Consider the following 6,342-nt stretch of genomic DNA (forward strand, 5'->3'; position numbering starts at 1 on the left):
TTCTTGGCGGTGTTTGGCGGTTACAAAGGGTTGATTTTATTGGTCCAAACGCCCCTGCATTCCCCCTCGATTCCCCATCATTGGTATCAGAATTGGTATCGCGATTTGACGATGGCCCGACGTCCAAACATCGCGTAGGGTAATGGCTCTCGCAAAGGAATCGGATCTTCATCAAGGATGCTTAGAATGCCCAATCAACTACACGCTTTGGATGTGCGCGTCGCCATGCTTGTGGATTGCGATAATGTCTCGCCAGAGGTGTTGGAGCACGCTCTTAGGGTCGTTGCACAATTTGGCCGGATCGTGCTGCGGCGGGCTTATGGCAACCACAGCACTCTAGCCAACAAATGGCAGGAGGCCTTAGTGCGCCTGGCCTTCACTCCCTGCCTTCAATACCAGTACGCATCCGGTAAAAACACCTCTGATATCGCCCTGGCGCTCGATGCACAAGAAGCGCTTTTCGACAATAGGGCAGACATGTTCTGCCTAGTGACGAGTGATTCGGACTTCGCCTACCTATGCCGCAAACTCCGTGAGCGCGGGGCATCTGTATGCATTGTCGGTGAAGCTAAGACCCCTGACGCGCTGAGAAACGCTAGTGATCAGTTCTTCGAGTGGACTCGACCTGCTCCTGCCGTAACGCACCAGGATTCCAACACCAAAACTGCTCATCCAGACTGTGTCCCTCCAGCAGGGGCATCTAAGCAGGAGATGACACCTGTCACGGTCAAGCGCAGACCAAGGTTCGTCGTCGAGGCAGTGTCCTTGTTGGCAAGTGGCGCAACTGAAGGAATGATCGCTGCAAGCATGTTGGGCGCCTATTTGAAGCGTACTGATCCTGCTTTCTCACCGAGCTTGTACGGACACTCTGGCTTGGTTGATATGATCAAAACGTACGACCTCCTGACTTCAGTCATGGAGCCAGGTGGTCACTGGATGGTTGGTATCGCAGCCAAGGACGGAGAGCCAGAGCCAGCTAGCTATGGCAAATAGCGCGCTGCCGCCCGAGCCTCAATGGAACTTGAATGCTTATGTAGTTACGGATTTGCAATCCGATCCAAGAATCTCCGGTTAATGCGGGATTAAAGCGCAAATGAGTTCCAAAACGAAGCGCGATCTGCCGGGCTGAAACCCGCATTCTATAAGGGTCGCCGTTTCAGTTTTGGAACTGATTTCGAACCCCTTTTGCCCGCGCTTGCAGCGCTGCACGAAGGCGCCATGGACAGCCGCAGCACTGGCTTGGCTCAACTTCGGATCGCCCCCAAAGGACAGTTATCGGCGAAGGCCTACCTTATCAACTTTTGGAAGGCCTCGGTGTGGCCGGGGCCCGTTTTGACGATGCAGCTAATCTCTGGTCATCAGACATCGGGTGAACGGTATATACGAAATTTACGGGCGGCCGTTTTACAACCATCTTGTAAGACATCTTTGATTTAGATTTACATTCCGATTTACCGGGCGTGGTGTGGACTTTTAGCGAAGGTCTTCCGGAGGGTCTAGCCGTATCAGAAACAAATGATTTCGGGTCCATATGGAAGCGCTTGGCCAAAGCGAAAGCCATTCTAGAGCTGATTGCTCTATCGCCATTGAGAACTTTGGACACCACGAATTTGTCGCCAATTTCGGGCAGATCCGAGCCGGTAAGCCCCAGCGTTTGCATCAAGTCTTTGATCAGTTGCACCGGTGTGGTGTTGGCCTTGATCGAATCGTTAAATGCTTTGAGCTGTTGGCCTTTCTGTTCGTAAGCCGAAATGGCGTCTTCCAGCTCGATAAGGATTTGCTCCTCATATTTGTTGAGGTCATGCCCATCGGTCAACTCATCAAGCAGCACAGTGGCTCGAGCGTAATCCTCTGGCCCCTCAATGCCGTTCACGTATTGCCCGCGCAACTGCTCCAGAAGCATTTGAAGATTTTCCAGCGCGGCGCGCACGCTCTGCGAATTTTCAAGAACAGTGGTCATGGTTTTGTTCCTCTCTTGTTACTGGCGTACCACGCAGTAGCGATGTCGTAGTCAGCATGAGTGTAAATATGCTTCACGTAGATCTTCTGCCGCTGGTAGTTGACGCCTGCTATCAGTCTGAGATTGTTCCCGCCAATGTCAATTGCTACCCATCCCTCGGCAGCGCGGTGCTTAAACAGGTCGATGTTATTCCCAAAAATGCCCTGCAATTCGTTGTAGCTCTGGGGTGTCGCTGCCAACAACAGCCTGAGGCAGCGCTCCAATCCGCTGCGATCGTTAGGGTATCGATCGGCCGCATCCAAAAACTTCTGTTTGATCAATACGTCCATGGGCATTCCTAATCTTTACGGTCAAGCATACTCGAAGTTGTCATTTTTGACAACCCTACCCTATCAGCACCTGCCGCTCCCTCTGTGGGGCCTGCCTCCAAGAGGCACCACTGGCGAGCAATCCGCTGCACGAATTTCCGTCTTGTCAAAACTCGGCGTCAGGCCACTCGGATAAGGAGTAAGCATGAGCGGTATCATCATCCTCGCCGTTCTGGCATTGGCCTGGTACGTCGTCTGGGTTATCGACCCTCGTCACACGCGCGGCATCGTTCTGGCCTTCGGCTCGATCATCTTCATCGGTCAGCTACTTTCGCTGAATAAAACCGATAAGGCTTCGACTAGTTTTAGACAGCCTCAACACCCCCACCCAGGCGTTCTGCCTACGACGATCCGTCCTGGCTCGTCCCTTTCCCATTCATCCGCTGACCGGAAGTAAAAAAGGCCAAGGTGCCACGCCTCCTCATGTTCATTGAGCGCCCAGTACCTGGCGGCTTCAGCAAATTCAAGCATCTCTGAAAGCTGATCCGAGTCGACCTCGCGCCGACGGTACGCAGCAAACGCCATCTCCGAAAGCACCAGTGCTCGGCCATCTGGATCATTTACCAGGGCGGTGTGGTCATTTAGCTCATCCAGCCAAGCCTGCGGTATCCCGGCCATCATTCTGCCCTGCACCACCAAGACTGCGCGTACAGCACGCCGTCGACCTCCTCTACCCCGTTAATGTTCATCCCGAGCTGAGCCATGCCGTTGACCTTGGCATCGTGAAGCCGCGGGATGATGTCCGGTCCTGGGGTCGGGTTGAACACCCAAGCCTGGGTGGCTATCCGGCCCAGGGGCGCGCTGTGGTGGTCGCCGATGTGGATGTCGGCCCGCAGAGGCGTGATCTTCTCAAGCTGATTTGAAGGGATAGCCACGCCATTTGCGCGGCGGCGCACAAGAAGGAAATACATAGGGCACCAATACTGTATATCGATACAGTATCGTATAGGCGGAGTTCGCGCCGGGCAATCGCCGGTCAGCGGATCAGTGCAGCGGTGGAAGTTCCTTGCCGCGCATCGTGGCAATCACGCGAAGCTGGTAATCGGACACCACCTGGAACAGCGACTCGGCCAATAGGCGCAACCGCTCGATCTCTTCGGCCGGCGCTCCGCGATCTTGCGCCTGGTGATACTCCCGCATGGCGTCGATCGCCTGCTGAATCAGCGGCTCGCCAGCCTCGACCATTCCGATAAACGTCCGCTTGTCCACTTCGAAGCCCTGCTCACTTGGTCAGGCCATTATAGATCGACTCACACGCCAGCCCGGCTATTCGGCTTCGCTCAAGCGCTGCCGCGAGGTCTCCCGCCATTCGGTCAGACTCTTCAAGCAATCCCCCGAGCACCACGACGGCAGAGGTTCCTGCCTGGCGCTGCTGGGCAGCGATGGTGTCGCAGGTTGCTGCTCGGCCGGCGCGCAGTCGAGCGATTTCCCCGCGCAGCCCGCCAGCAGCAGACTCAGCAGCAGCGGCGCGGCCTTGGGCCAGTTCCAGTTTCTGTCGTGCACTCTCACCCTCCTCGTCCGCCAAAGCCTGGCGGCGCTGTTCTACTGCTCTGGCTTGGGCGGCAGTGCGCCGGTCGCGCTCGGATACCTCAAGGCGGTAGTCGGAAAGCTCCGCGCGCGCAGATGCGGTTTCACCGCGGGCGGCGGCCGCCTCAGCCTTTCCCGCTCCCACGCGGATTTCCTGGCCTCCAGCCACCATAGCCAAGGCAATCAACCACCAGCACCAGGTGGGCACCGCGGCCCGCCAGGTCATGCCAGCGCCCGCCGAACGCCTTCATCAATGATCGTCGGCGCGTATGGGTTACCGCCGTTCTCGTGGATGATGATGCTGACCACCATGCCGCGCAGCGTGGCCGGGTCCTTGATATTGATCGGGTCGGTGGTACGCACGCCCAGGCGCTTGGCCACGGTCGAGGCGTAGGCCTGGGTGTCGTTCTCGTTGCTGGGCGCCCAGCGATTGATGGTTTCGAGCACGGTGTCGATACCCTTCCCGCCCACACCAGGCATGCCGTCTTTACCGCGGTAGTTGATCAGCAGCTTGCCCAGGGCGCGGATGCCGTTTTCCGGGGTGTCGAAGACGGCGAAGCGGCCGCCGGGCTCCTTGCCGATCTGGCCCTGCCAGTCGTTGCGGGGGTTGTAATCGATATTGCCGGGGTTTTTGTTGCGGACACCGCGTGCGGTCATGGGGTTTCTCCAGTCGAAAAAAAGCCCGCGCTAGGCGGGCTTGGATTGGTCAGCTATGTCAGGCCGCGGGGACCGTTGCCGGCTCGGCTGGATCTTTTACGGTTACCGTGACCTTGGCGCTGTAGTCCTTCAGCACCTGCGCGACACAGACCTGGGCGGCCGGAAACTGGGTCAGGATCTCGCGTGCACGGGCGTCAGCCTCCTCCTGGGTGGCGTAGCGGATTTTGTTGGCGACTTCGTAGTCATTGCTCAGGTTGATGGCGACAAATGGCATGGGTTTTCTCCAGATAAAAAGAAGCCCGCTCAACGGCGGGCATGGGGTTTTGTGAAACCTTCAGGCTTTGGGGTGTTGCTGTTTGACCCTCTGCAGGGTCGTGTAGAAAGGCTCAGCCTTGGGCATCGCGCCTTGATCCATGGCGTGCCAAAGCATGTCCAATTGCTCCTCAACAGGCGGGTACCCGTCCCGGCGCGCCAGGTCATAACTGACATCGGGTGCGTAGGGCTCAAACTCGCCGTCGATATACTTGAAGCGTCCTTGCGGCGCCGTGCCAAGGTGCAATACGCCGTCCAGGGCATGGTCATTCAGGTGCAGGCGCTGGGAAGTGCCCGACTGAATAACCACATTCTGCTGGTCTGTAACAAAGTACGAGACGACCTCATACGGATCGTCCCCATCCAAAGACAATCTGTTCATCGTTTGCATACCACCGCAAGAATTGAGGCGCCGTTAGTGTTACCGGCGTGGTTTGAGGAAAGGGTGTAGGTGTGCGTGCCTGGCCCTGGGTAGTCCATCACTCCGCGGCTGGCGATGCTGCTCCCTTGCGGTCGCTCAACCCACAGCGCAACTCCGTTCCTGGTCATCGAGATGTCCGAGTAATAGGTTTGCGTGAGCGATCCGAGCAAAAACACCGGGTAGTTGCCGTCGAGCGTTACGGTCACGCTGACGGAGCTGGCAGATGCGAATGCGCCTACAGGAATGGTTACTGCGTTACCTCGAATACGCAGCGTGTCCACCTCCGCCTCCCCGATCTTCGCCGCCGTAATGGCAGCGTTGGCGATCTTGGCGTTCGTTATGCTGGCATCGCGGATATACGCATCACTGATGAACGTCTGGTTGCCGTACACAGCAAACGGGCTTGAGATCGCATCCCCTGACGGGTTGAGAATCGCAAACCGGCCAGCGAGGATCGCAAACGTCGACTGCACAGCACCCTTGGAGTTGTCGATGCTCAGGCCGAACCCGGCGACGTGCCGAATACCGTTGGCGGTCATCTGAACCTTCACGACCTCTGACGCATTTGCCACGCCATTAAGCTGAGTCAGCGTCGAGCTCACTCGCTGTACAGATGCAGTCGTCTCGCCCAGGGTCGACTGCGTGGTCTGCAGTTGCTGGCTCAGCGCCGAGTCGGCGTTGGTTCGTGCCGTGATCTCGTTCTGAATCGCTGCCTGAGCGCTGCCTACCGATGCGGACAACACATCGATTCGCTGCGTTTCGGCAGTGAGCTTTTCACCCTGCTGGTTGACGGTGCTGGTCACGCTGCTGACGGCGTTCGCCGTGGCGGCTTCGGCCTCCGATACCCGGCGCGCCACGATATTGCACCACAGCGCCCGGCCGCTGCCGTCCGAAGGTTCCAGGCGGGTCACGAACCGTGCCGATACGGCGCCGGCCGGGGCGGTGATCCGACCGGCATAGGCTTTGAAAGAACTAAGCCCAGACACCACCGCAAAGGCGTCCAAGTAGCTGATGGCCGCACCGGCCTTGTCGAAGAACTGCATTTGCATCCGGGCAATCTGCCCGCTGGTCATGTAGCCCGCGAAGATATCGGCCGA

The 6,342-nt window shown here is 57.7% G+C and carries 12 protein-coding genes; 2 read left to right on the forward strand and 10 right to left on the reverse strand.

The window, feature by feature from the left end; all coding sequences use genetic code 11:
- Nucleotides 1-186 precede the first annotated feature (186 nt).
- The gene (locus AC07XM_RS11420; RefSeq protein ID WP_102689090.1) at nucleotides 187-993 is read left to right on the forward strand and encodes an NYN domain-containing protein; all 807 of its coding nucleotides are present in this window, start codon (nucleotides 187-189) and stop codon (nucleotides 991-993) included.
- A gap of 301 nt (nucleotides 994-1,294) precedes the next feature.
- Here AC07XM_RS11420 and AC07XM_RS11425 read toward each other — a convergent pair whose 3' ends face one another.
- Nucleotides 1,295-1,960 (reverse strand): helix-turn-helix domain-containing protein, encoded by a 666-nt coding sequence (locus AC07XM_RS11425; RefSeq protein ID WP_102689091.1) that lies wholly within the window; start codon nucleotides 1,958-1,960, stop codon nucleotides 1,295-1,297.
- A complete protein-coding gene (locus AC07XM_RS11430; protein WP_102689101.1) occupies nucleotides 1,957-2,289 on the reverse strand; it encodes a type II toxin-antitoxin system HigB family toxin in 333 nt (110 codons plus the stop codon). Before AC07XM_RS11430 ends, AC07XM_RS11425 begins: the two co-directional genes overlap by 4 nt.
- Before the next feature lie 184 nt (nucleotides 2,290-2,473).
- Between AC07XM_RS11430 and AC07XM_RS11435 the strand changes: the two genes are divergently transcribed.
- Complete coding sequence (locus AC07XM_RS11435; RefSeq protein WP_158248155.1) at nucleotides 2,474-2,725, forward strand: hypothetical protein; 252 nt, start codon at nucleotides 2,474-2,476, stop codon at nucleotides 2,723-2,725.
- Here AC07XM_RS11435 and AC07XM_RS11440 read toward each other — a convergent pair.
- The 8 genes from AC07XM_RS11440 to AC07XM_RS11475 form a co-directional block, all read right to left on the reverse strand.
- On the reverse strand, nucleotides 2,644-2,949 hold the full coding sequence (locus AC07XM_RS11440) for a hypothetical protein (protein WP_102689092.1): 306 nt from the start codon (nucleotides 2,947-2,949) through the stop codon (nucleotides 2,644-2,646). The two genes, AC07XM_RS11435 and AC07XM_RS11440, sit on opposite strands and share 82 nt — an antisense overlap.
- Entirely contained in the window at nucleotides 2,946-3,239 is a 294-nt protein-coding gene (locus tag AC07XM_RS11445) for a hypothetical protein (RefSeq protein ID WP_102689093.1), read from the reverse strand. The genes AC07XM_RS11440 and AC07XM_RS11445 overlap by 4 nt, the downstream gene beginning before the upstream one ends.
- 73 nt (nucleotides 3,240-3,312) lie before the next feature.
- A complete protein-coding gene (locus AC07XM_RS11450) occupies nucleotides 3,313-3,537 on the reverse strand; it encodes a hypothetical protein (RefSeq protein WP_060516456.1) in 225 nt (74 codons plus the stop codon).
- A gap of 13 nt (nucleotides 3,538-3,550) precedes the next feature.
- The gene (locus tag AC07XM_RS11455) at nucleotides 3,551-4,081 is read right to left on the reverse strand and encodes a DUF2514 family protein (protein WP_102689094.1); all 531 of its coding nucleotides are present in this window, start codon (nucleotides 4,079-4,081) and stop codon (nucleotides 3,551-3,553) included.
- Nucleotides 4,078-4,512 (reverse strand): structural protein P5, encoded by a 435-nt coding sequence (locus AC07XM_RS11460; RefSeq protein ID WP_102689095.1) that lies wholly within the window; start codon nucleotides 4,510-4,512, stop codon nucleotides 4,078-4,080. The genes AC07XM_RS11455 and AC07XM_RS11460 overlap by 4 nt, the downstream gene beginning before the upstream one ends.
- Nucleotides 4,513-4,570: 58 nt before the next feature.
- Nucleotides 4,571-4,786 (reverse strand): hypothetical protein, encoded by a 216-nt coding sequence (locus AC07XM_RS11465; RefSeq protein ID WP_102689096.1) that lies wholly within the window; start codon nucleotides 4,784-4,786, stop codon nucleotides 4,571-4,573.
- A 60-nt stretch (nucleotides 4,787-4,846) separates the two neighbouring features.
- A complete protein-coding gene (locus tag AC07XM_RS11470) occupies nucleotides 4,847-5,206 on the reverse strand; it encodes a hypothetical protein (RefSeq protein ID WP_102690325.1) in 360 nt (119 codons plus the stop codon).
- Nucleotides 5,203-6,342, reverse strand: a 1,140-nt coding sequence (locus AC07XM_RS11475; RefSeq protein WP_495044706.1) for a phage tail tip fiber protein, incomplete at its 5' end; no start/stop codon positions are given. The genes AC07XM_RS11470 and AC07XM_RS11475, both read right to left, overlap by 4 nt.

It is taken from the genome of Pseudomonas sp. GW460-LB5 (assembly GCF_059423245.1).